Origin of the sequence: Occallatibacter sp. (assembly GCF_035317045.1) — a bacterium.
In the GTDB taxonomy this organism is placed as follows: Bacteria; Acidobacteriota; Terriglobia; order Terriglobales; family Acidobacteriaceae; genus Telmatobacter.
In genome coordinates, this window is the sequence record NZ_DATHHT010000039.1 from 1 (window position 1) to 25161 (window position 25161).

At 59.4% G+C, this 25161-nt stretch carries 17 protein-coding genes; 11 read left to right on the plus strand and 6 right to left on the minus strand.

Translation table 11 applies throughout. The features are described from left to right. Positions 1 to 353: 353 nt before the first annotated feature. On the minus strand, positions 354 to 1304 hold the full coding sequence (locus tag VK574_RS18410; protein WP_472801334.1) for an AraC family transcriptional regulator: 951 nt from the start codon (positions 1302 to 1304) through the stop codon (positions 354 to 356). A 180-nt stretch (positions 1305 to 1484) separates the two neighbouring features. On the opposite strand from VK574_RS18410, the gene VK574_RS18415 reads away from it, so the two are divergent. From VK574_RS18415 to VK574_RS18435, 5 genes are all read left to right on the plus strand, one after another. After that, positions 1485 to 2480, plus strand: coding sequence for an aldo/keto reductase (locus VK574_RS18415; RefSeq protein ID WP_472801335.1), 996 nt, complete (start codon positions 1485 to 1487; stop codon positions 2478 to 2480). 25 nt (positions 2481 to 2505) lie between these two features. Beyond that, positions 2506 to 2988 (plus strand): lipocalin-like domain-containing protein, encoded by a 483-nt coding sequence (locus VK574_RS18420; protein WP_472801336.1) that lies wholly within the window; start codon positions 2506 to 2508, stop codon positions 2986 to 2988. 42 nt (positions 2989 to 3030) lie between these two features. Continuing rightward, positions 3031 to 3405: a DUF2255 family protein gene (locus tag VK574_RS18425; RefSeq protein WP_472801337.1), complete on the plus strand. Its 375-nt coding sequence runs from the start codon at positions 3031 to 3033 to the stop codon at positions 3403 to 3405. A gap of 423 nt (positions 3406 to 3828) precedes the next feature. Then, positions 3829 to 7299, plus strand: coding sequence for an outer membrane beta-barrel protein (locus tag VK574_RS18430; protein ID WP_472801338.1), 3471 nt, complete (start codon positions 3829 to 3831; stop codon positions 7297 to 7299). 139 nt (positions 7300 to 7438) lie between these two features. Continuing rightward, positions 7439 to 8791, plus strand: coding sequence for a serine hydrolase domain-containing protein (locus VK574_RS18435; protein ID WP_472801339.1), 1353 nt, complete (start codon positions 7439 to 7441; stop codon positions 8789 to 8791). Positions 8792 to 8810: 19 nt separating this feature from the next. Here the strand turns inward: VK574_RS18435 and VK574_RS18440 are convergent, their stop codons facing one another. Continuing rightward, positions 8811 to 10166: an amidohydrolase gene (locus tag VK574_RS18440; protein WP_472801340.1), complete on the minus strand. Its 1356-nt coding sequence runs from the start codon at positions 10164 to 10166 to the stop codon at positions 8811 to 8813. 165 nt (positions 10167 to 10331) lie between these two features. Here VK574_RS18440 and VK574_RS18445 point away from each other — a divergent pair, with 165 nt between their 5' ends. From VK574_RS18445 to VK574_RS18470, 6 genes are read left to right on the plus strand one after another with little or no spacing between them, the layout of a single operon-like run. Then, entirely contained in the window at positions 10332 to 10673 is a 342-nt protein-coding gene (locus tag VK574_RS18445; protein ID WP_472801341.1) for a PadR family transcriptional regulator, read from the plus strand. 10 nt (positions 10674 to 10683) lie between these two features. Further along, entirely contained in the window at positions 10684 to 13353 is a 2670-nt protein-coding gene (locus tag VK574_RS18450; RefSeq protein ID WP_472801342.1) for an ADOP family duplicated permease, read from the plus strand. 8 nt (positions 13354 to 13361) lie between these two features. After that, positions 13362 to 16022, plus strand: coding sequence for an ADOP family duplicated permease (locus tag VK574_RS18455; protein ID WP_472801343.1), 2661 nt, complete (start codon positions 13362 to 13364; stop codon positions 16020 to 16022). 11 nt (positions 16023 to 16033) lie between these two features. Next, positions 16034 to 18694, plus strand: a complete 2661-nt coding sequence (locus VK574_RS18460; protein WP_472801344.1) for an ADOP family duplicated permease — start codon at positions 16034 to 16036, stop codon at positions 18692 to 18694. A gap of 8 nt (positions 18695 to 18702) precedes the next feature. Then, positions 18703 to 21336, plus strand: a complete 2634-nt coding sequence (locus tag VK574_RS18465; protein WP_472801345.1) for an ADOP family duplicated permease — start codon at positions 18703 to 18705, stop codon at positions 21334 to 21336. A gap of 54 nt (positions 21337 to 21390) precedes the next feature. Continuing rightward, positions 21391 to 22131 carry a methyltransferase family protein gene (locus tag VK574_RS18470; protein WP_472801346.1) on the plus strand — a complete coding sequence of 247 codons (741 nt, stop codon included), beginning with the start codon at positions 21391 to 21393 and terminating at the stop codon, positions 22129 to 22131. On the opposite strand, the gene VK574_RS18475 is transcribed toward VK574_RS18470, so the two are convergent. From VK574_RS18475 to VK574_RS18490, 4 genes are all read right to left on the minus strand, one after another. Further along, on the minus strand, positions 22109 to 22528 hold the full coding sequence (locus VK574_RS18475) for a DUF4260 domain-containing protein (RefSeq protein WP_472801347.1): 420 nt from the start codon (positions 22526 to 22528) through the stop codon (positions 22109 to 22111). The genes VK574_RS18470 and VK574_RS18475 overlap by 23 nt on opposite strands. A gap of 151 nt (positions 22529 to 22679) precedes the next feature. Continuing rightward, positions 22680 to 22976: an HU family DNA-binding protein gene (locus VK574_RS18480; RefSeq protein WP_472801348.1), complete on the minus strand. Its 297-nt coding sequence runs from the start codon at positions 22974 to 22976 to the stop codon at positions 22680 to 22682. A 378-nt stretch (positions 22977 to 23354) separates the two neighbouring features. Next, a complete protein-coding gene (locus VK574_RS18485) occupies positions 23355 to 24062 on the minus strand; it encodes a DUF2461 domain-containing protein (RefSeq protein ID WP_472801349.1) in 708 nt (235 codons plus the stop codon). A 161-nt stretch (positions 24063 to 24223) separates the two neighbouring features. Next, positions 24224 to 25150: a hypothetical protein gene (locus VK574_RS18490; RefSeq protein WP_472801350.1), complete on the minus strand. Its 927-nt coding sequence runs from the start codon at positions 25148 to 25150 to the stop codon at positions 24224 to 24226. Positions 25151 to 25161: the final 11 nt, after the last annotated feature.

Sequence of the window (25161 nt, forward strand, 5' to 3'; positions counted from 1 at the left end):
GTGAAAGCGTGCCAGCTAAAAATATTTGGATAACTCCTGTTCCATTTGGTAGTGGCAACTACGTTGATTAAAAGCGCTAGCCCTGTCACGGCAACTAAAATAATAGTTGCAATCGTAATGTGTGTCAAGGTTGTTATTGCCAGAATTTGCCGTTTGTTTTGTTGAGATTAGGCCTGAATGGTGGGATGGGGGACTTGACATGAAAAATCACAAGACTAGAAGCAGGCTCTTCGCTCACCACCCCCAAACTGAAAGGCGTTTGGGGCCTCGTTCACTCAGCATGACAGCAGCTCATGACGGGGAAGGTTCGCCCAGAATGACACTGCCGCTTATGAGCAGCGGGCGATCAAGAGTCAGGCTGCGTCGATTGCAGCTAGCCTGGAGTCTCGCAGGGACTTGACATCGCGCATGGGGGGCTGGCCGAAGAAGCGGCTGTACTCCCGGTTGAACTGGCTGACACTTTCATAGCCAACTTCGTAGGCCGCGCTGGAGGCGTCAATCCGGTCCATGAGCATGCGCTGCCGGGCAGTCTGCAACCGCAGCTGCTTCTGATATTGCAGCGGGCTCATGGCGGTTAACGCACGGAACTGGTGGTGAAGGGTGGAAACACCCATGCGAGCAACTTCCGCAAGTTCCTCCATGCGCAGCGGCTTGGCGAAGTTGGACCGAAGCCAGGCGATGGCTCTTGCCGTTCTGTGGCTCAGATCGCCCGTTGTTGCGATGGCACGGAGGCGTTCGCCTTGTGGGGTGCGGAGAATGCGGTAGACGATTTCGCGCTGGATCAAGTGGCTTAGAAATGGAATGTCCTCGGGTGTTTCAAGAAGATCGATGAGCCGGGTGCAAGCATCGAGGAGGCCGACCGTGGTTTCGCCCACGGCAATTCCGCGCGAACGAACGGTTGTCCTGGGTTCAGGAAGATCCTCTCGACTGATGACTTCGCGCACCGTCTGCATGTCGAGCCTAAGAAACATGGAAAGCAAGGGGACCTGCCGGGAGGCTTCGACGATCTGGCCAACCGCGGGAACATCGATGGACGAAAGCAAAAAAGATGACTCGTCGCAGTGGTACTCGATTCCTCCGAGGTTGACGCACTTTTTGCCTTGCACGAAAACGGAGACGCTGGGCTCGTAAGTGGCATGAATGCAGGGAGTCGGCTCGTCGCGCCGATAGAGAGCCAGACCGGGAACGGCGGTTGGATTCTCTCCCACCAATTTTGCGCGCGTGGCAATCCTGCGAGCCAAGCCTTTTCGCATTTCGATCGCCGACCGGTAGTGGTCTCCATTGTTCTCAGCCAGTCTCATCATCGTGCGCTGCAAGCCCTCCATTTCCAGCCTAACGCCGAAGGATGTCAATCATGCACAAAATTGAAGCTGAAGACAGGATCAGGCAAAGAATGAGCAGGATCGGGAAAGCGCCGGATCGCCACTTTAGCTAATTTTGAAGAGAGCTAACGGCAAGGAAATTTGAAGCAGAGGACGGAAACAATGCAAATGAGAAAGCTTGGCAAAGGCAATCTGGAAGTTTCGGCAATCGGGTTCGGCTGCATGGGAATGAGCTCGGGATACGGGCCGCCCAAAGACAAGCAGGAGATGATCGCGCTGCTGCATGCCGCAGTGGAACGAGGAGTGACTTTCTTCGACACGGCCGAAGTGTATGGTCCGCTGAAGAATGAGGAACTTGTGGGCGAAGCACTCGCGCCCTTTCGCGGGAAGGTTGTGATTGCGACGAAGTTCGGGTGGGAAGCCAACACAAGCGACGGAGGCAAGTGGAACGCGCTGAATAGCCTGCCGGAACACATCAAGCAGGCGGCGGAGGAATCGCTGAAACGGCTCAAAGTGGACGTGATCGATCTCTACTATCAGCATCGCGTCGATCTGAACGTCCCGATCGAAGATGTCGCCGGCGCGGTGAAGGATCTGATTGCGGAAGGCAAGGTGAAGCACTTTGGCATGTCAGAGGCGAGCGCGAAGACGATCCGCCGCGCCCATGCAGTGCAACCCGTTACCGCGCTGCAAAGCGAGTACTCGCTTTTCTGGCGGGAGCCGGAGGAGACGGTGATGCCCACCCTTGAAGAATTGGGGATCGGATTCGTTCCATTCAGCCCGCTTGGCAAGGGATTCTTGACGGGCAAGATCGATGCAGAGACCAAGTTTGACAGCACGGATTTCCGCAACACGGTGCCGAGGTTGAGCGCGGAGAATCGCAAGGCGAACCAGGCGCTGGTGGACCTGTTGAGCTCGTTTGCCGCACAAAGAAAGGCGACTCCGGCGCAGATCGCGCTGGCATGGCTGCTGGCGAAGAAGCCATGGATCGTTCCGATTCCGGGAACGACGAAACTAGCTCGGCTTGAAGAGAATCTGGGCGCGGCGAATGTCGAACTGAGTGCTGACGATGTGCGCACGCTTGAGGAGGCCTCGGCAAAGATCAAGATTGAAGGCGCTCGCTATTCGCCGTTCCATCAGCAACTGGTAGGGCGATGAGCGGAGCGGGCAGGAGGGACGCGGGATGAAGATTCTGCGCTACGGAGCATTTTGTGCAGTGATGGCCATTGCGGGTCTGGGCCTTGCTCAATCTGCGAAGAAGACGGCAAGGGCGCAAAACGGAGACCGGGAGAAGCTGATCGGCGCGTGGCATTTGGGGCACATCGATGCGCCGGGTCCGGATGGGAAGGAAAGTACGATCCCTCAGCCGAAAGGCATGCTGATCTACACGCGTGATGGGCATATGTCGGTGCAACTGATGTATCCGAAGTCGGCAAACGTTCCATCGAGCGAATATGTGCGGGATGGGTACGAGGCATCCTTCGGGAGCTACGACATCGATGAAGCGACGCACATGCTGACTCATCACGTGCAGGGATCGGTTACGGGGGAAATGCTGTCGGGAAAGGACCTGCCTCGCGTTTACCACTTCACCGCGGATGGGAAGTTGATTATCCGGCCGGCGCGGCCCGATGAACACTGGTCTGTAGCTTGGGAGCACTACTAACCCCGACGAATGCGTGCAGCTGACGTAATGGGAGAAGAACCTATGAGTGGATGGATCAAAGCGGAATTGAACAAAATCGCAAAGGCTGATGATCTGCACATCGCGCCCTTCGGCGAAGACGGCAAGACTTACGGTACACCGACGTGGATCTGGTCGGTCGCGGCGGGTGACGCGCTCTACGTTCGTGGATACAACGGGCAACAATCGCGATGGTACAAGGCGGCCGTTCGGCAGAAGGCGGGACGGATTATTGCAGCGGGGATGACGAAGGAGGTAGCGTTTGAGGCGGTAGACGATGACGGCGTCAACGATCAAATCGACGAGGCTTATCGTGCGAAGTATCGTGGCAGCGCATATCTGAACCCGATGATCGCGAGGGGGGCGCGCTCGGCAACGGTGAGGATTGTGCCTGCCTAGTGTGGCGAGGTTAAGGTTTCGGCTGGCAAAAGGCAAAAGCAGATTCTTCGCTCACCACCCCCAAACCGAAATCCGCTTGGGGATCCCGTTCCCTGAGAGTGACACCGCCAATTGTGGTTTCGACCCGGCCCTACAGGGCAGAAGGGTCGATTGCGAGGACGCAATCCCAGGGTTTCACCCTCGGCTATTCTCGGACGTCCCTACGGGACTGGAAGTTAGGGCTGGCGCGGACATCGTTAACCCGGCGCAGATTCCCGATAGCCAGCCTGCATTCAATGCGGGGACCATTCTGGCATGAAATGGCCCGGACCCTCTACAAAAAGGTTTTAGCAACGATTTTAAAGATATAATTCTTGCGAGTTTCCGCAGGGGATATCCGGAACGGATAACCCTGCGGAACGTATGATTTTCCAGGGTAGATCAGTGAAGCCAAACACGTCGTACCGAGTCGCCCGCGGAAGCCGGGGCGCAACGCTGAAGTTCTTTTGCTCTTTCGCTCTTATCGCTCTTATCGGGCCGAGCATTGCAGCGCGTGAAGCGGCCGCGCAGACGGCAGGACCAACCGCGGCGCAGGCTGCATGGAGCGGGGTGCTGCGCAATGCAGGCGGGGCGCCGATTGCCGATGCGCGCGTGAAGCTGGCGTCGGACGAGAGCAAGGCTGAGGGTCGCACAGGGGCAGACGGACGATTCCTTCTGCCGCTGTTGCCCACGGGCAACTATCACCTGACAGTTGCCGCGAAGGGCAGCATCGTGGAGTGTCCGCAGCCGGTGGACCTGACTGCCAATACTCCCGAGGCGCTGATTACGCTGTCGAGCCGTGGCGAGCTTACAGTGGCCAGGCTCCAAAACAAGGAGCAGGCGGGCACGGGCGGCGAGGAGCTCTCGAGCCAGGCGGTAAGTGAGCTGCCGCTGAACAAGCGGGACTTCAGCACGCTGCTGCTGCTGGCGGCCGGGACGATGACGGACGCCAACGGGGCCACGAACTTTACGGCGCAATTCGCTATCAACGGACAGCGGGGCGTGGAAGCCACGTTTGCGATGGACGGCTCGGATGTGAGCGATCCGGAGATGGGCGGGGCGACGTTTTCAAACTTCAACGTGGATGCGGTAGAGAGCATCGATTCGAGTTCGGGGTGGTTGCCTGCGGAGATCGGGCGCGGCGCGGCGGGGTTTACCAACATCCACACACGCTCGGGTGCAAGCGGATTTCATGGATCGTTCTTCGAGTTTGTGCGCAACTCGGCGTTCGACGCACGCAACTACTTTGACAATCCGACGCCGGCATATCCGGGGCGCATTCCGCCGTTCCGTCGCAACGAGTTCGGCTTTACGAATGGCGGACCGGTTTACATTCCGCATGTGTATGACGGACGCAAGCGGACCTTCTATTTCACGCAGTACCAGGGATTTCGGCAGGTGCTGGGGACGACGCAGGTGATGCCGGTTCCTTCGGCGGCGCAACGGCCGACGGCGGGCAGCAATATCGTGAACGACACGGTTACGTTTCCCGATGGAAGCACGGATACGCTGTCGGTTCCGGTGGACCCGGCGATTGCCGCGATTCTGGCGCGCTATCCGCTGCCAAACCTGGCGACCGGGCCGTACGGGGCCAATACGTACGCAACGGCGTCGAAGGTGGTGACGAATGCGAACCAGTTTTCGCTGCGGATCGATCACAGGTTTTCAGCAAAGGATCAATTCCTCGCGCGGTTCAACCTGGACGATCTGACGGGTCCGACGACGAATCCTGACCAGACGGCGATCGATCCGGCATTCGGAGTGCAGTACATCGATCACCAGCGCAACGTGGTGGGCATGTATACGCGGACGATTTCTCCGCGGCTGGCTCTGGAGTCGCTGATCAGCATTACGCGGACGACGCCGGGGTTTCCGACGCCGGACCATACGGACCCCGCAGTGAAGTTCAACGACGGGCTCTTCGAGGCGTTCAACGGAGCGGCGGGTTCGGTGATGCAGGCGTACGGCAACCTGTTTCAGGGGCGGCAGACCGTGGCGTACACGCGTGGAAGGCATGCCATGCGCGCGGGGTTTGAAGCGCGCATCAATCGGGATACGACGTACTTTGGAACCAGCGCGAATGGCGAATATGATTTTGGCGGCGGCAAAGCGTACGCGATCGATGCGATTGCCTCGGCGAGCGGGAATCACAACTTAGATCCGGGCGACCCGCTGCCGGATACGCTTTCGAGTTTTCTGACGGGCAGCCCGTTTGTTTATACGGTTGCGATTGCGCCGCCGTATTTTTCGAACGGCGAGCATATCGGTCCCGCGGCGATCAGCAGAAACAACTTCAGCGCGTGGGTGCAGGATACGTGGAAGGTGACGCCGCGGTTCACGCTGGATTACGGCGTCAGGTGGGATCTGTACACGCCGATCACGGAGCGGGCGCGGCGCACGGGCGGATTTGTCGCGATCGACGGCACGATGCAGTATGTGATCAATCCGCAGCCGGGGTACGCGACGGACTATCACGCGTTTGAGCCGCGCGTGCAGGGGTCGTGGCAGGTGACGAGCAAGATTTCGGCACACGCGGGCGGCTCAATGATGACGATTCAGCCGAATATCTGGCAGGACAATTTTCTTACCGGGTCGACGCCGTTTGTGATTTATCCGCGCCTGCTGTCGGCTTCGAGTGCGCCGATCCATTACGGTTTTCAATTGACGCCGTCGCAGCTTCCGCGCACGTATACGCCTTCCGGCGTGGATATATTTGCATCTGGCAAAAGCACGACGGTGGCACCGAACACCATCATGGATGTGGACCGGTATGAGAAAGATGTCGCGGCGCTGACGCCCAACGGTGTGGTGAGCGCGCTGAACCTGAGCGGGATCGATCGCGCGTTTGATAATGCGACTTTGTTTACGTGGACGGCAGGGGTGGAGCGCAGGTTTGGCAACCTGACGGCCGATGCGAGCTACGTGGGAACGGATACGGAGAAACTGCCGCAGATCAGCTATCCCAATGGATACCCGGGAGCCGATCCGGCATTTGCGCCTTATACACAATTCGACAGCGCGGGCGATGTGATCGGGGGATTCGGGGTGATGAATGTGATCACCGCCACAGCGCACTCGACGTATCACGCGCTGCAGACGTCGCTCTCGGGGACAGTTGGCCACGGAGGGCCGGGTATCCAGGCGAGTTATACGTGGAGCAAAGCGATCGACGACGCGAGCCAGGTGGTAGGGGGCACGGGAGGCACGGGCTCCGTGTCCATTCCGTTCCCGCAAAACCCGTTTGATACGCACGCGGAGAAGGGGCCGTCGTCTTTCGATGTGACGCACGGCTTTGGGTTGAGCCTGGCGCAGGATTTGCATTTGGAGAGCGCGGGATTTCTGAGCGCGATCAGCCGGAAAGCTACGGATGGATGGGAATTGTTGAGTATTTCGAGCATCAGCTCGGGATCGCCGTTCACTGTGTATTCGGGAATTCAGCAGACGGGAGTGGGATCGAACGGCGTCGACCGGCCGGATCAGATTGCGAAGCCGAAACTTTCGACGGCGCGCAAGGACCGGCAGGACTACTTCGGAGAAGGTGCGAACAACGCAGCGGATTTCTTTTCGATTCCGATTCACGTGGCCGGGGGCACGGGACCGAACCAAGGTGTCTTCGGGACACTGGGGCGGAATACGTTTCGCGGTCCTGCGTTTTACAACTTCGACTTTGCGCTCATCAAGGACACGCCGTTAAGGACCAGTAGCAACGGAGCGGAACGAATGGCACTGCAATTTCGCGCGGAGTTCTTCAACCTCTTCAATATTGTGACGATGGGCACGCCGGCGAATGTGATTACCGGATCGGGGTTCGGCGAAATCAGCAAGACAGCGGGGAATTCGCGGCAGATTCAGTTCTCGCTGAAACTGATCTACTAGCGCGATTCAAGTGGCCAGATTTTACAGGGCCCCGCGACATTCTGCTATAAAGGACAGGCAATCCCACCCGCATCCATGATGCCGCACACAGTTATGTTCTGCGGCGACGCATCAAGATGCGCGTATCCCGGGAGGATCCATGAGACATATTCCTTCTGCCGCACTTCGCGCGGTTGCCCTTTCCGCATTGGTAGCCGTCAGCATGAGTGCGGGCGTGGCCCAGGCGCAACAGAGTGCAGAGCCCACTGCGCGCCCCGCTTTCGATATGACTGTGGTGAAGCCTGAAAGAGTTGGTTTCTCGCCGGAAGGGCTGGAGCGCCTGCACCAGTTCATGCAGCAGGCCGTCGATCAGAAACAGGTCGCGGGCATTGTGACGATCCTGGCGCGGCACGGCAAAGTCGTCGATTACAGTGTTTACGGATATCGCGATATGGCCGCCGCAGCGCCGATGACGAAGGACGTGATCTTTCGCGACTTTTCGATGACGAAGCCCGTAACCGGCGTGGCCATGATGATCCTGTACCAGCAGGGCAAGTGGCTGCCGAGCGACCCGATCGCGAAGTTCATTCCGGAGTTCGCACACCTCAAGGTCTACAAAGGAGTGGACTCCGCAGGGAATGTGATCCTCACGGATCCCGATCATCAGCCGACGATGCGGGAACTGATGAGCCACACGGCCGGATTCACGTATGGCTTCTTTGGCGATACGCCGGTGGACAAGATGTACCGCGATGCAAACCTGCTGGGCTCTGCAAACCTGCAAGCGTTCATCGAGAAGCTGGCGAAGATTCCGCTGCTCTATCAGCCGGGGCAGGGCTGGACCTACAGCATGTCGATGGATGTCGAGGGATACATTGTCGAGAAGCTCTCGGGCAAATCCTTGCCCGATTTTTTCCGCGAAAACATCTTTGCCCCGCTGGGCATGCGCGATGCAGGCTTCTTTGTTCCTGCAGACAAACGCGGACGATTTACAGTGCTCTATCGCACCGGTCCCAATGGAGAACTGGTTGCCGATTCGAGCGCGAGCCGGCGGACTGGGGACTACGATGTGCAGCCACCCATGCCCTCGGGCGGCGGCGGCATGGTTTCCACGGCTGAAGATTACTTCCGCTTTGCGAGCATGCTATTGAATGAAGGCGAACTGGATGGCAAACGGATCATTGCGCCGGCAACGGTGAAGATGATGACCACGAACCATGTGCCGGTGGAGTTGCTGAATGGCAGATTCGGCATCGGCGCTGCAATGATGCGGCCCGGCTTTGGATACGGGTACAATGGCGCGGTCGAGTTTAATCCCGCAGAAGCAAACCTGCCCGACGGCAAAGGGACATACCAGTGGGACGGCGCGGCCGGCACGTGGTTCTGGGTCGATCCCACGAATGACATTGTTTTTGTTGGCATGATCCAGCGGATGCTTGGGCCGGCGAGCCCGCCGCTTGAATACGGTAGCCGGCAGGTCGTGTATGGAGCACTGGCGGATCCGGCGAAATAGGCAACTGCGGCGCCGAAGATTATTCCTTCAGCAGGTCGAGCGCCATGGCGGTCATCGCGGTGACGCCGGTTTTGATGGTCGGCGCGTAAGCTGGCGCAAACAGCGAGGAGTGCTGGGCCGGCAGTGGCACACCGGTTTCAATCGCGCGTGCCAGTTTGACCGGATCGGCCGCGCCAAGCCGGAACATCATTGCTGGAATCTTTCCATCGAGCGAAAACAATCCGACATCCTCCGAGCCCATCACCGAATCTGCAGCATCGACATGATCTGCGCCGAGCGCACCTATCGCGACTTTGCGCATGCGCTCGGTCAACGCGGGATCATTGGATTCGACGGGCGCAATCTCGGTCCGGCTCACCGTCACCACCGGCATCCGGTCCTGAGGAACGCCATAGCCTGTAGCGATGCCCTCGGCGGTGCGGCGGACGTCGATAATGATCTGATCTCGAACCTTATCGGAATAGGTCCGCAGCGTAAGACCCATCGCGACTTCATCAGGAATGATGTTGCGCTTTGCACCGCCATGAATCATACCCACAGTAAGCACTGCAGGCTGCTGCGGATCGATCTGGCGGGCGACGATACTTTGTGCGAGCACAACAAACTCCGCTGCCATCAACACGGGGTCCTTGCTCAGTTGGGGTGCGGAACCGTGCGCTCCAACACCGCGCATGGTTACGTCGATGCTGGTTGAGCTGGCGAGCATCGGCCCGCTCTTGAAAGCGACGTTTCCGGCGGCATGGACTGAGTCGTCATGTTCAGCAAGCACAAAATCCGGCCGCCCAAAGCGCTCATACAACCCGTCAGCCAGCATTGCCCGCGCGCCATCGATGGTTTCTTCCGAGGGCTGCCCGATCAGCATCAGCGCTCCATGCCATTGGCTCTTGCGCTCCATCATTTCTCGCGCCACGCCTAGCATCACAGTCATGTGGATGTCGTGACCGCATGCATGCATGACGCCAACGTCCTGACCCTGCGCATTGGTCGATCGCACTATCGATGCGTAATCAAGCCCGGTCTGCTCTACAACCGGCAACGCATCCATATCCGTGCGGATCAGCAGACGAGGACCTGTGCCGTTCTGCAGCATGGCCACCACGCCATAGGCCTGTGAACCATCGGGGTACTTCCCTACGCGCTCGGTGACGGTGTAGCCCAGTTTGCGAAGTTCGCCCGCAAACAATGCCGATGTCTTTTCTTCATGGTGCGAGAGTTCGGGATTGCGATGGAAGTGTTTGTAGGTCTCTGTAAGCGCCGGCAGTCGCTGCTCGGCAGATGCTGCCAGGCTTGATGGGGCAGTCTGCCCCATCGCCGGCAGCGCCGCCATGGTGATTGCAACAAGTGTGACAACACGCCGATTGATCGCTCTAGTCATCGGTCTAATCATCGTTCCGGGCCTCCACGAGAATCTTCGGCCAGCCTAACATGCAGAATCGGCGAGATTCACGCCCGAGTTGGAAGGAAATGGCCGCACCCTCCTATTGCATTCCCATAGAAACGGGCGTACAGTGCTCCTATTGCTTGACCAGAGGAGCACGGGATGGGCGACAAGACCGATGTATGGCAGGGCACGCTGGCCCTGATGATTTTGAAGACGCTGCAGACGATGGGCCCACAGCATGGTTATGGGCTGGCGCGGCGCATCGAGCAGACCAGCGGCGATCTGCTGCAATTGAATTACGGAACGCTGTATCCGGCACTCCTGAAACTAGAGCAGGAGGGATATGTGCGGTCTGAGTGGGGAACCTCAGATAACAATCGCAAAGCAAAGTTTTACGAGCTCACCAAGGCCGGTCACAAACAGGTGCGGAAGGCTGCTGCGGAGTGGGAGCAGACGACTGAGATTCTCTCCCGGTTTCTAACCCCCGCTGAAGGAGCGTAGCGGAGAGCGCATGACAACTACGCGAGCGAGAATTCGTGCATTCTGGCATCGTCTAAGCGCCACGCTGCTCCGCGCCAAGGGCGCACGGGAGTTCGATGCGGAACTCGAAGCGCACGTTGCGATGGATACGGAAGCCGGCATCAAGGCGGGTCTCTATGCGGGGGAGGCGCGGCGTAGGGCGCTGTTGCACCTGGGCGGCGCAGAGCAGACACGCCAGGCTTATCGCGAGCGGCGCGGTTTTTTGTGGATCGAAAACTTCTGGCAGGATCTTCGCTACGGCGTGCGCACACTGCATCGAGCCCCAGGCTTCACGGTGACGGCTGTGCTTACGCTGGGGCTCGGCATTGGAGCGTGCACAGCGATCTTCAGTCTCGTGAATGCGGTGCTCATCCGGTCGCTGCCTTATGGAGATCCCCAGCGGCTTGTCTACCTGTTTACGCCGAATCCGAATTGGAAGGTACCGCCGGAGGTGATCTGCCCGGGCTATGGTGACTTCTACGAAATCAAACGCGAGAGCAAGTCGTTCGCAGATATGACGGCCTACGAGCAGGCGCTTTTCAAGCTCACCACCCAGGGATCGACGCAGCCCATCGGAGCAGCACGCGTAGACGAAAGCTTCTTTTCAACGCTTCAATCCACGCCGGAACTGGGTCGAACGATCAACGCAGACGACAATCAGCCGAGCCATTCCCACGTTGCGGTTATCAGCCATTCGCTCTGGAAATCGATGTTCGGGACGAATCCCGACGTGCTGAAGCGCACGCTCGAAATCAACGGCGCAAGCTATCAGGTTATCGGCGTGATGCCGCGCGGGTTTGAGTACCCGTTCAACTCGGATCTGCCATACGGAAACCCGCACATTCTTTCCACACGAATCTGGGTGCCACTTGCTTTGACGTCCAAAGAGAAGGCAGATCGTGGCATCGATGACAATGTGGTCGTCGCGCGGCTGCGCGCAGGCGTATCCCTCGAGCGGGCGCAATCTGAATTTGGCACGATGATGGCTCGTTTCGACCGCTTATATCCCACCCAATTCGGCGATTGGGGTGCGCTCGTGAAGAGCTTCACTGGCCTTTCCATCGGACCAGTGCGTCCGCTGATGAATCTGCTTCTGGGTGCCGTAGCCCTCGTGCTTCTGATCAGCTGCGGAAACGCAGCCAACCTGCTGCTGGCGCGTGCGGCCGAGCGGGCCCGCGAACTGGGCGTGCGCGCTGCTCTGGGGGCGGGCCGCAACCGAATGGTTCGCCAGCTGCTAACCGAATCGATGCTGATCGGCATCGGCGGTTGCGGGGTCGGGATGATACTTGCGCTTCTCTTTCTACGGTTGCTGCCGCATCTTGATCCCGGCAACATTCCGCGGCTCAATGAAGCGTCTCTCGACGGGCGTGTGCTGCTGGTTGCAATCCTAGCGTCGCTGCTGACAAGCATGATTGCCGGCCTGTCGCCTGCTGCGAGCGCTTCGCGCATGCAACTTACGGACTTTCTGAAATCGAACAACGCACCCGGAAGAGCAGCGGGACACAGCCGTTTGCAGAGCGCGTTGATCGTCGCGCAAACCGCTATGGTGGTTATGCTGCTGGCAGGCGCCGGCCTGCTGATGCGCAGCTACATCAATGTCATCTCGGTGGATACGGGCTTTTCGCAGTCGACCTTGACCATGAACCTCTCGCTCGGCAACGACGACGGCCAGCCACAGACGAGCCGCACTGCATACTTCAGGGGGCTGATCGCAAAGATCAGCAATCTTCCGGGAGTAATTGCGGCCGGCCCGGTCAGCGACCTGCCTTTGGCCAAAAGCGAAAGCCTTGGAACCTTTTGGGTGGATGGCTTTGCCAACCAGAAAGACCAGGTAGTGGAATCGCGATCGATCACACCCAAGTATTTTGACGCAATGCAGATCCCTCTCCTTGCAGGACGATACTTCACAGAAAGCGATGATACCGGTCCAGCACATCCCGTCATCATCAACGAGCAGTTTGCGCGGACTTATTTCGCCAATCGCGATCCGATCGGCGGGCAGATCAGCGGGGATGAAACGCGGGTACAGCGGAGCACGGTGATTGGCGTTGTTGCCGACGTACGGCACACAAGCCTCGAAGAAGATCCGCAGCCGCAGATCTACGCTCCGACATACGATCCGCGCGAACGTTCGCTGGCCGTTCGGTCGTCTCTTCAACCCTCGGCGATGGCCAATGAGATTCGCCTGGCATTGAAGACGAGCGATCCCGACGTTGCGTTCTCGGATATTCAAACGATGGGTGACCTGGTCTCGATCGCGAGTGCGAGGCGACGATTCCAGACGTCGCTGCTCACGGCATTCGCGGTGATCGCGTTGTTCCTGGCGCTGGTAGGCCTTTACGGACTGATGGCCTTCTCGGTGAATCGCCGCACGCGCGAAGTGGGCATCCGCATGGCGCTCGGAGCCGAGCGAGTGGACGTGTTGTTACTGATTCTAAGGAACGCTGCGTTCCTGGTTGGCGCAGGCCTGGTTACCGGACTGGCAGGCGCATGGGCCTCGACACGTCTGCTCAAATCGTTTCTCTTCGGCGTCAGCGATCACGATCCGCTGACGGTAATCTCTATTTCTCTGTTGCTGCTGGTGTGCGGCCTGATTGCCGCGTTGTTTCCGGCGCGCCGGGCCGCATCAATCGATCCGATGCAGGCACTACGTACCGAATAGGAGAACAAATGCGAAAGCTTCGAGCAATTTGGAAACGCATTGCCGGCCTGGTCTATTCCGAGCGTGGCGATCACGAGTTTTCTGATGAACTCGAGGCCCATATCGCGATGCACGTGGAAGATGGCGTTCGTTCCGGACTTAGCCCCGCCGAAGCACGTCGTCGTGCGCTCATTCAACTCGGCGGCGCAGAGCAGGTGCGTCAGTCGCGCCGCGACCGCCGCACGCTGCCGATGCTTGAGAGCCTTGCGCGCGATATTCGCTATGCTGTCCGCACGCTTGCCAAGCACCCGGCTGTGACTGCGATTGCGGTTCTTTCTATCGGTCTTGGAATTGGGGCCAACGCCACCATCTTCTCCATGGTGAGCCGATTCGTTCTTCGTCCAGCGCCGGTAGGCGATCCGTCGGCCCTGCTGGCTCTCCATATCGCGGAGCGAGGCGAGCAGTGCTGCAATTCCTTTCCGCTTCCGATCTACCATGATGTTCAGGACCAGGCGAAATCGTTCTCAGGTGTTGCCGCATACTATGAGCTGATTCCCGCGTCTCTAAGCGGGGGCAGTGAGCCCGAGCGCGTCTGGGGACAAGGGGTCTCATCGAATTTCTTCGATGTGCTTGAACTCCCAATGGTGCTGGGGCGGGGCTTTTCGAGCGGCGAGGATAAGCAGCCCGCAGTCGTAATCAGCGCGCGGCTATGGCAACGGCGCTTTGCGAGCGATCACCAGATCATCGGTAAGACCATTACGTTGTCGGGACGGTCCTTCACGGTTGTCGGCATTGCACCGGCATCGTTTCATAGCGTCGACCAGATTCTCGACACGCAATTCTGGGTTCCGCTTGGCATCGCGGCAGAGCTTGTGCCCAACCTGCCGCCGGCGGACTCGCGCGAGTTTCACTGGCTGGCGGTGGTTGCACGCCTGAAGCCGGGCATCTCTCGCACGCAAGCCGCGGCGGAGCTGGACACGCTGGCAAAGCGGTTCGCTCTTGCCTATCCCAAGACCGATAAGGGCAACGCCTTCGTCTTGGAGCAAGCGGGTTCATTGCCACCGCGGGAAAGAACCGCCGCTCTCACATTTCTTGCAGCGCTGTCGATTGTTGTTCTTCTGCTGCTCGCGATTGCAGGCGCAAATGTGGCGAATCTGTTTTTTGCGCAGGCCTCAGCACGTCAACGCGAAATGGCGGTGCGTATTGCACTGGGCGCAACGCGTGCGCGGCTGCGGGGGCAACTGCTGATCGAAAGTACGTTGATTGGGCTGGCGGGCGGGGTACTTGGCGCGCTCTTCTCGTTTGTTTCTACGCAATCGCTCTCTGCCCTTCGTCTTTCTGCACCTGTGCCTCTCGATCTGCACGTTGCTGTCGATTGGCGGACGTTGGTGTACACCTTCGCGATCAGCTTCTGCTGCGGGGTTCTGCTGGGTCTGGCTCCCGCCTGGGCGGCCGCTCGACCCGCGCTGGCCAATGCGCTGAAAGGCGAAGAGGCTCTCACGCGCCCGGGCCGGCGACTCAGCTTGCGGAACATTCTGGTCGTAACACAGGTTGCGATGTCTCTTGTGCTGCTGTTGGTTACTGGACTGTTTCTGCGCAGCCTGCAGAGTGCGGTAAACATTGACATCGGTTTCCATCCACAAGGACTGCTGCTACTCTCGGTCGATCCGCGTCTTAACGGCTATTCGACCCCACAGATCAGCCAATTTCTCGCCGCACTTCGACGCCGCGTTGCGGCTTTGCCGGGGGTCGATTCCGCGGTAACGACGGATGTTGCGCTTCTCTCCGGTGGGAACCGCAGTGATGGTTTTACGGTTGCGGGTCACGCCGGTAAGGATGCTAACTTCGCAAACGCCGAACTCTACATGACTACGCCCGGCTACTTCGATGCGCTGGGAACGCCGCGACTGGCTGGCCGCGACTTTGGCAGTGACACCGCCGATAGTCCGAGAGTCGCCATCGTGAACAAGGCATTCGTCGACAAGCTGTTTCCTGGCGAGAATCCGATTGGCCAGCACGTGAACGGCGGCCATTGGACCTACGAAATAGTCGGCGTAGTCGGCAATGCAAAGTCGCGTACGATCGGCGAAGACACGCGACCGCTTCTCTATCGCTCACTCGACCAGAGCATCACGGATGATCCTTCTCTCATGGGCTATACGCTTGTGGTTCACACGCGCGGAAATCCTGCCGCGCTTGCCGAACCGGTGCGCCGGCAGGTCTTTGCGCTCGATCCCAGTATCGCGATCTACAACGAAGAGACCATGGAAGAGCATGTGCGCACAGCCTACCTGTTGCCGCGTCTCGCCGCCACTCTCTTTGGCGTCTTCGGCTGCATAGGACTTGTGCTGGCTTCTGTTGGGCTCTACGGGGTGATGAGCTACGCCGTCAGCCGCCGGACGCGCGAGATCGGCATTCGCATGGCCCTGGGTGCGCGTCCCGGTGTTGTAGAGCGGCTGGTGGTTCGGCAGGGTATGGTGCTTACCGTGATTGCCATGGCGTTTGGCTGGCCTGCTGCCTGGATGCTGTCGAAACTGGCTACCGGCTTTCTCTACGGCGTTCAGCCGCACGACTCGCTGACATTTATTACTGTGCCGATCGTACTTGCTGCGATTGCGTTGATTGCCTGCTGGATTCCGGCGCGCCGGGCCGCTTCAATCGATCCCATGCAGGCACTGCGTACCGAATAGGAGGAATTGTCTTGAAACAGCTGCGAGCACTTCTGTTAAGACTGCGCGGCGTCTTTGTTCGCAGCAAGGCAGTGGAATTTGATGCGGAGCTCGAGAGCCACATTGCGATGGACGTTGACGCAGCTACACGCGAGGGGGTGAGCCGTGAGGAAGCGCGGCGCCAGGCGATGCTTCGTCTTCGCGGTGCGGAGCAGACCCGCCAGGCGTATCGCGATCGCGCAACGTTACCGCTGGTCGAGAGCATTATGCAGGATGCGCGGTTTGCCATGCGACAGATGCGGCGCGCACCGGGCTTCACCATTACAGCGGTGCTTACACTGGCGCTGGGGATCGGCGCCAATACCGTAATCTACACGCTGATTGACTCAATCCTTCTGCAACCGCTTCCCTATGCGCACCAGGACCGGCTCGTGCGCATTGTAGGAACGAACTCGCCGACGTTTCCCAAGGGCTGGATTCGCGAACTGGGTTCGCATGCGACGGCGCTGAAATCGGTTGCGGGATATGGACCGGATGCCGAATCGAACATCTCGGAATCGGATGTGCCGGATCGCGTGTTTGGTGCAAAGGTGACGGTGAATGCTCTCGACACGCTGGGGATTCATCCCGAACTGGGCAGTTTCTTTTCGGCTGGTGATGCGTTTGAGGGACAGGATCACGATGTGGTGCTCAGCTATGGGTACTGGCGGCAGCATTTTGGCGGCGACACATCGGCGATTGGACGCGAGATGCGGATCGACGGCATTTCGAGGCGGATTATCGGAGTAATGCCGGCGGGCGTTCACTTTCCTTACGCGGACACGCAGTTTGTGATTCCAGTGTCGTTTCGCGGCAGTGACGTGTTCGATCCGTGGAGCGTCTTTGATCTGCGGGGATTTGGACGGCTGGCTGACGGGGCTACTCCGGCGCAGGCGCAAGCCGAGTTGCGCAGACTGCATACAGTGCTGCTGCCGATATTTCCCTTCCGGATGCCGGACATCTGGGCTTCGGATATGACAGCCGTGCCGCTTCTTGAATCACAGACCGGGTCGATGCGGCCGCGACTCCTGCTACTGTTCGGTGCGGTGGGCCTGATTCTGCTGATCGCATGTGCGAATGTCGCAAACCTTACGCTTGCCCGGGCAATGGTACGGGAGCGCGAGCTTGCAGTGCGCAGCGCAATGGGAGCTTCGGGGAGACGGCTCATTCAGCAGCTTCTTTCAGAGAGCGTGGTGATTGGAGTGACGGCCGGCATCGTCGGGATGGGTGCGGGCTTCGCGAGCCTGCGCCTGTTTGTGCACCTGCTGCCAGCGGATACACCGCGCATTCAGGATGTCTCGCTGCATGCTGGGGACGTGATCTTCACGCTGTGCGCGTCGATCGTGGCGGGGCTGATCTTCGGACTGATTCCGTCGATCAAGATGGCGTCGATGAACCTGCTGGGTACGCTGCGAGTTGGTGGGAGAGCCTTGCTGGGGAGCGGCTCACGGTTTGGGATTTCCATGCTATTGGTTGTGGCGCAGATCGGGCTCACAGTGCTGGTGATCACGGCGGCCGGGCTGGTGCTGCACAGCCTCTACCGCCTGACGCAGGTCGATCCGGGATTTCGGACGGACCACACTGTGACGGCCGAGGTTTCTCTCGACGCTTCAGCCTGCCAGCAGAAAGGACGCTGCGCATCGTTCTTCACGGCCATGCTCGATCGCATGCAGAGCATTCCCGGTGTGGAAGGTGCTACCTTCGTCGACTCGCTTCCCATGACTGGACGCGAGGATAACTATGTGTACGACGCGGAGAATCATCCACGCGATGCTCGAGAAGGCGCGCGGCTCGCTACAGGGCGCATCATTTCGCCAGGCTATTTCAGCACACTAAACCTGCACCTGGTGCGCGGGCGGCTGCTCGATGCCGAGGACTCGGCGGGAACCACGCACGCGGTGGTGGTGAACGAGCACATCGCGCAACACCTGTGGCCCAACCAGGATCCGATCGGCAAACACCTGGAGGATGTTGTGGACGAACCAACGCCTGCGGTGTGGAGTCAGGAGAAGGCGTCGATCGTGGTAGGCGTAGTTCGCAATGCGCGGGAGGGAAGCCTGGAGGAGGGATTCCGCGACGAGGTTTATCTGCCCATGACCACGGAGCGGGCGCAGCCGGTGATGTTTGCCGTGTTGCGTACGCGCAGCAGCGCTGCCGAGGCGGCATCCGGCTTGCGCGGCGCGGTGGCAGGCATCGACTCGCTGGTGCCTGTCACGCGGGTTCGCACGCTGGACGACCTGGTTTCAACCTCGGTGGCGGCGCCACGGGCGCTGGCCGTGCTGCTGCTCGGATTTGGAGCACTCGCCATTATCATCGGCGCAGTGGGCGTATACAGCCTTATCTCGTACATCGTGAGCTGGCGGACTCGCGAGATCGGGCTGCGGCTGGCATTGGGCGCACAGCGTTGGCAGATTGTGCTGAGCGTGGTGCGGCAGAGTCTCATTCTCGCTGCTGCCGGTTGCGCCATCGGACTTGCAAGCGCCCTGGCGCTGAGCCGCACACTGCACAGCTTTCTATTTGAAGTAAGCGCGCTCGATCCCATGACGTTCTGCCTTGTTCCTTTATTGATGGCGATCGTCGCGCTCATCGCCGCGTGGATCCCCGCGCGCCGCGCCGCTGCCGTCGATCCCATGGAAGCGCTGCGAGCAGATTAGGAGGCCAGATGCGAAAACTGCGAGCGTTGTGGATCAGGCTTTGCACTCTATTCTTCCCGCGCCGGATTAGCGGCGAGTTTGACGCGGAACTGCAGAGCCACATTGAACAACATGTTGACGAAGCGGTTCAATCAGGTCTGAACGAGTCGGAAGCACGCCGACGAGCGCTGTTGAGCCTTGGAGGCGCCGAACAGGCCCGCCAAGCCTACCGCGATCGGGCGACGCTGCCGTGGCTGGAGAGCGTGCTGCGCGACGTCCGCTATGCACTGCGCGGTTTTCGTCGAAATCCATTGTTTGCAATCACGGCGATTCTGACGCTGGCGCTTGGGATCGGCACGACGGTTGCGGTCTTCAGTGTGGTTGATCGCATCTTGTTTCGGCCGCTGCCTTATGCGCACGATGATCGGTTGGTGTCAGTGGGGTTAACCGCTCCCATTATTCCGCAGGAGTTCGTGTTGGGCGGTTGGTACTACGAATGGCGCGATCATCAAACACCCTTTACCGCGCTGACCTCTGAAGCTGGAGTGAATGCGTGCGATTTGACGGAACACAATCCGGCACATCTAAGTTGCGCCAGCGTGGATGCCAATTTTCTACCCTGCCTCGGTGTCTCGCCCATCCTCGGCCGCAATTTCCTGCCTGAGGAAGACAGGCCGGATGGTCCGAAGGTCGCGTTGATTTCTTACGGCTTGTGGATCAGCCATTTCAATCGCGATCCCGGCGTTGTAAACCGGCTGATCGATATTGATGGCAGCCAGGCGCGGGTGATTGGCGTGCTGCCCAGCGACTTTGAGATGCCCGCATTAGAGCAAGCCGACCTGGTGGTGCCGCAAGCGGTCAATGAAAGTAAGGTGGAGCCAGACCGAGTGATGTTTGCTTTCGCGCGGCTCAAGCCAGGCATCACTGTGACGCAAGCAGCGGAGCAACTGCAGCCCGAGTTCAACTACGCTCTCAGCCAGGCACCGGCCCGTTTTCGCAGTGAGGTTCACTTGCGCGTGCGCTCGGTACGGGAGCGGCAAATGCAGGATGCTCGCCAGGCGGCGTGGATCTTGCTTGGAGCCGTGCTGGCCGTGTTGCTGATTGCCTGCGCCAATGTGGCAAGCCTGCTGTTGACGCGTGCCACTGCACGCGAGCGCGAATTGGCCGTGCGCTCGGCGCTGGGCGCGAGTCGACAACGCTTGATTCGGCAGGCACTGGTCGAGTCAGTAATCCTCTCGGCATCGGGAGCCGTGACAGGCTGCGCCCTGGCCAAAGGACTGTTGTATGTGTTTGTCGCTATCGCGCCATCGGGGCTGCCGTTTCTCCACCGCGCCCAGTTGGATGCGCGCATTCTAGGCTTCACTGTGGCGATTGCGGTGGTGTGCGGGATGGTGTTTGGAATCATTCCGGCTCTGCACGGGCCGCGCTCTATTGCTCTGGCAGCGCGAGCGCTGCCGGCGGGTGCACGGGCCGTGATGCGAAAGATACTGGTCGCTGGTCAGATTGCCGTCAGTGTGATCCTGCTCGCCGGAGCTGCGTTGCTGGTGCGCAGCTTCACCAGCTTGCAGATGCAGCCACTCGGTTTGCAGACATCAGGCGTGCTGACAACGAGGATTTCTTTGAACCGCTACACATTCACCACGCCGCAGGCGCGAATGCAGTTCTTTCTGCAGGTGGAAGCGGCTCTGCGCAGGCTGCCGGGCGCGGCAGCCGTGGGGCTAAGTGACACAGTACCGCCGGGCGGCTATCATCGCGATCACATCTACAACATCATGGAGGTTGCAGGGCGTCCTGCCATGACAGGCGGAACGGGCGGCATGGTGGCATGGCGCTGGGTAACCCCCGATTACTTCAAAGTCCTCGATATACCAATTGTGCGCGGACAGAATTTCACTGAAGGACAGCGCACATCAAGCGAACACTTCATGATCATCAGCAGTTCACTGGCCTCGCGATTGTTTCCCGGGCAAGATCCCCTGGGCCAGCGCGTTAAACCGGTTCCGGGCGGGCCGTGGTTCATAGTCCAGGGGGTGGCAGCGAACGTCAAAAACTCCGGACTTAGCGACGAGGATGAACCGGAGTATTACCAGCTTTGGCGTGCTGAAGCGGAGGACTGGCAGCAACCGCACTCGGCGGCGCTTGTGGTGAAAACGACCTTTGCGCCGACTGCGATGGCACCTTGGATCCGAACGCAGGTGAGTGCCATCGACGCAACCGTGCCTGTTGAGATTGAGACCTTGAACGAGCGGGTAAGCGGGCTCGCCGATCGCCCTCGGTTTGAGACTGCGCTGCTCAGTCTGTTTGCGGGTACAGGATTGTTGATGGCGATTATCGGGCTCTACGGCGTGGTCGCCTTTATGGCGGCGCAGCGCACGCAGGAGATCGGAATACGGATGGCGCTTGGCGCTACGCGCGGCGACGTCATGCGACTCATTCTTCGTGAAGCACTTCGCCTCATTGCTGTCGGCGGTGTCGTCGGCCTCGTCGCGGCGCTTGCACTCTCGCGCCTGCTGCGGAGTGTGCTCTTCAGCGTCAGCCCACACGATCCGATGAGCTTTATTGCCGTGTCTGTGTTGCTTGCGTTAGTGACTTTAGTCGCGGCAATCGTTCCTGCGCGTTCTGCCATGAAGACCGACCCCATGACTGCACTGCGCTGGGAGTAGAGCGGTCCATCTTCACAACGGGGCGGATGATACACTCCGGCGCGAGGGCTGCGAATGGGAGCAAGTGCGCTTGAGTTCCGATTGCGGATGGTGATCAACGCCGTCATCATCATTCTTGGATTCTGGGCGCCGTGGATCGAGGCGTGGCATATTGGCCGGCGCATCTCTCTGCTGGAATGGCTCGCCCTTGAAATCAGCCGCACGGGGCTTGTGTCATTTGCGGTCGCGACGCCCCTGCTGTTGATCGTTGCCGCATTGATCGCCGCCAAAGCTGTGCTGTTTCGCGTCTGGGGAACGGCATACCTGGGCGCAGGCACGGTGAACAGCGGCAACATGGTGGCCAGAAAAGTCATGGCCGACGGGCCGTACCGCTACTTGCGCAACCCGCTCTACATCGGACTTTGGTGCATGGTGATCGCCTTGGCGTTTCTTATGCCTGTTAGCGGCGCCTTCTTTGCAATGGTGCTCATCGGCATTTTTGCGATTCGGCTGACGCTCGGAGAAGAAGCTTTCCTTAAGGCAAAACTCGGCGAGCCTTATGCTGCCTATCTGCGCGCAGTGCCGCGGTTCTTTCCCCGGCTTCGCGGCGCGCCCGCACCCGCCGGCGCGAAGCCGCACTGGCTCCGCGCATCGCTGGCCGAGCTGACGCCCATCGGCATCTTTGTAGCCATTGTGGTTTATGCAAAGAACTACGACGCGGAACTTGCCGGCCGCATCATTCTCATCTTCTTCGGAGCATCGCTGGTGGTGCGCGCTGTGATGCCGCGTTCGGTCAGCCCCGAGCCGGCACAGTAGCTCCGCGCTTTCCCGTCTGGCCCAGGTGTGTCCAGCTGAAGCCGTCGGAGTACTTCAACCCATAGCCCATGAGGCGGTCGATGCCGATGTGATTCGCCCAGATAAGCGCGAATGGCAGCACCGCGGGTGCGTTCAGCAAGTAGGCGCTGAGCGCCAGGGCACCGGGAACCACGTAGGTATGTATCGCGTTGTAAGAGCGCGCGCCCCAACAGGACCCAGCGAGGTAGCCGAGCATCGACAGATCGGGCGTGAGCCAGAGCGCGGCAAACAGCCACCAGCTCGCGCCGGCGTGCGCATACAGAACTGCCGACAACGCGGCCACTGCCAAGCCTTCCAGCCGCAGCAGGGTCAGCACCGAGCCGGATACGGCGGCGCTCGATCGGGAGATTGTAGTCACGTGAGTCGCCATGCCTCTTTGATGTGGCACCGCGACCAAGGTATGCGCAAATATTCGCGAGCCTGCGACGCGCGACAGGAAAGCGCGAGAAAAAGAAGGGGAAGAGCGAGAGCTCTTCCCCAGCTTGTACAACACCCCTCAGGAAATGGAACTACTTCTTCGGCGGCGCGATGGTGTCCTTGGCGGACTTGGCCACGCGGAACTTCACGACGGTCTTCGCCTTGATCTTGATGGCTTCGCCAGTCTGGGGATTGCGGCCCATGCGCGCCTTGCGCTCGGCCTTGACGAGGCGTCCGATGCCGGGGATTACGAACACGCCGTTCTTCTTGGTCTCCTTGATGGCGGTCTCAGCCAGAAGATCAAGGAAAGCGGCCGCTTGTTTGTTGGTCAATTCGAGCTTCTCGGCCATGTGCCGGGTAAGTCCAGTCTTGGTCATTCCAGTTGCCATGTGATGTTTCTCCTTCGCTAGTTGTTGCCTGGTATCCCGCCGCCCGGCATCTTTCAGATGACTGCAAGAAGCCATGAAGCGCACCGCATGGGGTAGTGCGACCGTAGCGTTTCGAACCTTACGCTGGAAACGCCTGGAGGCAACATATGCACGAATCCCCTTTATTTATGCGGGTTCTCGAGAACCCTGTCGTTCGTAACAATGCGGCTTGGGACGACCTAAAGTCAATGGAAAAACGCCGGTTTTCCACAATTTTCTTGGGTTTTTATGCCTATTTAGCCTGAAAAGGCCTGTTTTTACCGGTTTTTGGGGGCAGGAAGCTTCTGGAACCCCCAAATACGGGCAGATTCAACTGCGGTCGTTGTTCGGGCAGATGGTTTAGTTCAACCCGAAAAGCACCTTCCGTTTGGGCGCAGCGGCGGCGGCAATGGGCATATTCAGTGCGTCCACCATGGGGGCGAGCAGCTTGAAATGCTTTACGAGTACCTTGGCGAAATCCTTGCGCAGCGCAGCTCCGGAAGGCAGCACGGTGCTGAGACCCCACTGCTTGCAGCGGATCAGATCCATCGCCGGGTGGTCTGGCGGGAAGCCCTTGGGCGGCCGCGTCAGCGCCTCACCTTCAAAATCGCTGAAGGTTTTGCGCACGGCAGGCTTGCGCAGGATTTTGCGAAAGTCTTCGTGGTGGTCGAGCAGCCAGTGACGGATCTGCGCCAGTTGTTCCTTCTCAGGCATGTATGCACCTGCGGCAATCACCACGCCCTTGGGGCTTACCTGGAAGTAGTAACCCGCGCCGGATGTCTTCTCGAGGCCCTGGTGGGACCACCACGCGGCGACGTGCGTTTTGTAGGGGCGCTTGTCGTGCGAGAAACGCGTATCGCGATAGATGCGGAAAAGGCTCTTCTCCGCAGGCCGCACATGATTGGGCGCAAAGTCGATCATGGCATCCGTGATCTTGCGGACGATCGCGAGCATCGGCGCCTTCAACTGCGCCTCAAACTGCGGCTTGCGCGGGGCGAACCAGTCACGGTCGTTGTGCTTCGCCAGATTGCGCAGAAATGTAATTGCTTCCGGTCGAAGATAGGGCACCGGTGTTGCGGGAGAAGATTTAGCTGCGCGTGGCATACGTTTGCAAGTGTAGGCGAGGGAGCAACGCGGTGCATGCACAGGTCGCGTATTTCCTGAGGAAATCGAGAATCTACCGGCGCAGCACCACTACTTACACTTTCAAAGGTAACGATGCAATCCGATCAAGGCGCGGAAGATGCGCCCGCGGCGGCTTGGCTGGCAATCTTCTCCCGGTGCTTGCGGATATAGTGTGCGGCGATGTCGGGGTAGAACTCGCGAATGGAAGAAAAGATGACGTCACGCATGACGGAGTAACCGAACTTGCTGGCCAGCACGCTGAATGTGGTGGCGCTTGGCGGATAGTAATTCCGTGACACGATCTGGGTGAGAACCTTGCCGCCCAGTCCAGCAATGTTGGGAGTCTGCCTGCCGCCGTAAGTGCGAGCAACTCCCTGCCGGCTGATGACATAAAGGACGCGGACCGGGATGCCACGTTCGTTGCCAAGCGCGTAGAAACGCGTGTCTTCGTGAAGAAGGCTGGGTAGCAGCCAGGCGGAGAGGTAGGTGCCGTCGGTCTTGTCAAGAAAGCCGCGCCACGTATAGGCGTAAAAACCGCCCACACCTTTGCCGAGAGACGGATGCATGTTCATGCCCTCAGCGGTGATCGACGTGAGGCCGAGAAAGATGAACGAGGAATAATCGGTGGCCTGGCGGGTGGCGACGATGAAGTTGTACTTCCAGCCCGGCGGATGCGGCTTCGATCCTCCTGAAACAGAGCGGAAGTTGGGCATAAAGCCAAGGATGCGCTGGGGCTGTTGACGCTCGAGCGGGATGGGGTTCCCATTGGAGTCGACTGGAACGTTGGGCGCGGGACCGGCGCGCTTGTCGCCCTGGTTGGCGCTCTGACCAGCCTGAACCAGCGCTGAAAGGAAAGCCGTGTCGGGCGTTGCGGCGAGATCGGGCACAGATGACGGCTCATTGAAACCGAGCGCAGGGGTTCCATCTGCAGCGAGGCTGACGGAAGGCTGCGGAGCGTCGGGAATCTGCTCTTGCTGTGCGTTCACAACTGTGGCAATACCGAGACTGATGAGAGCGACAAGCAGACGCAAATACACCTTCC

Coding starts and splice junctions, on each gene's coding strand:
- VK574_RS18410 (WP_472801334.1), bottom strand. CDS start 1,304: ATGATGAGACTGGCTGAGAACAATGGAGACCACTACCGGTCGGCGATC.
- VK574_RS18415 (WP_472801335.1), top strand. CDS start 1,485: ATGCAAATGAGAAAGCTTGGCAAAGGCAATCTGGAAGTTTCGGCAATC.
- VK574_RS18420 (WP_472801336.1), top strand. CDS start 2,506: ATGAAGATTCTGCGCTACGGAGCATTTTGTGCAGTGATGGCCATTGCG.
- VK574_RS18425 (WP_472801337.1), top strand. CDS start 3,031: ATGAGTGGATGGATCAAAGCGGAATTGAACAAAATCGCAAAGGCTGAT.
- VK574_RS18435 (WP_472801339.1), top strand. CDS start 7,439: ATGAGACATATTCCTTCTGCCGCACTTCGCGCGGTTGCCCTTTCCGCA.
- VK574_RS18440 (WP_472801340.1), bottom strand. CDS start 10,166: ATGACTAGAGCGATCAATCGGCGTGTTGTCACACTTGTTGCAATCACC.
- VK574_RS18445 (WP_472801341.1), top strand. CDS start 10,332: ATGGGCGACAAGACCGATGTATGGCAGGGCACGCTGGCCCTGATGATT.
- VK574_RS18450 (WP_472801342.1), top strand. CDS start 10,684: ATGACAACTACGCGAGCGAGAATTCGTGCATTCTGGCATCGTCTAAGC.
- VK574_RS18455 (WP_472801343.1), top strand. CDS start 13,362: ATGCGAAAGCTTCGAGCAATTTGGAAACGCATTGCCGGCCTGGTCTAT.
- VK574_RS18465 (WP_472801345.1), top strand. CDS start 18,703: ATGCGAAAACTGCGAGCGTTGTGGATCAGGCTTTGCACTCTATTCTTC.
- VK574_RS18470 (WP_472801346.1), top strand. CDS start 21,391: ATGGGAGCAAGTGCGCTTGAGTTCCGATTGCGGATGGTGATCAACGCC.
- VK574_RS18480 (WP_472801348.1), bottom strand. CDS start 22,976: ATGGCAACTGGAATGACCAAGACTGGACTTACCCGGCACATGGCCGAG.